The organism is Actinomadura napierensis (assembly GCF_039529375.1).
Lineage (GTDB): Bacteria > Actinomycetota > Actinomycetes > Streptosporangiales > Streptosporangiaceae > Spirillospora > Spirillospora napierensis.
Genome location: NZ_BAAAMR010000426.1, coordinates 1 through 523, shown reverse-complemented (window position 1 = coordinate 523; position 523 = coordinate 1). Strand labels below are relative to the sequence as shown.

The window sequence follows — 523 nt, the reverse complement described above, 5'->3', positions numbered from 1 at the left end:
CTTTGCGGGATTTCATTGAAGCGGTTAATGGCTAGATCAACTTTACCTTGTTCCATGTCTCTATATGACACATCACTTGGAGTAAGAAAATCGAGTACAACGTTTGGTGCTTCTGAGCGGAGGGCTTTAACAAGACGAGGGACTAGGGTGGCTTCTGCATAGTCAGAAGTCATAATACGGAAAACGCGATTACTGGTATAAGGGCGGAATTCGGTACGCGGTTCCAAAATCATTGAAAGGTCGGAAAGAGCATCACGAATACGCGGTTGTAATTCAAGTGCACGTTCTGTCGGTGTCATCCCTTCAGATGAGCGGATCAGGAGAGGGTCATTAAATAAATTACGCAAGCGGCGTAAAATATTACTCATGGCAGGCTGAGTAACACCAAGCTGTTCGGCTGCGCGAGTAACGTTTTTTTCACGAAGAAGAACATCAAGATATATTAATAGATTAAGATCTACCCGCTCCAGATTCATAAAAAAAATACCAAAAATAAAACCCTAAAATTGTTTCAAATTAAGCC

The 523-nt window shown here is 42.1% G+C and carries 1 protein-coding gene; it reads right to left on the bottom strand.

Going from position 1 to position 523, the window contains the following annotated elements:
• Positions 1 to 476, bottom strand: a 476-nt coding sequence (locus tag ABD296_RS50280) for a LysR family transcriptional regulator (protein WP_344285842.1), incomplete at its 3' end; no start/stop codon positions are given.
• Between the last annotated feature and the right edge of the window lie 47 nt (positions 477 to 523).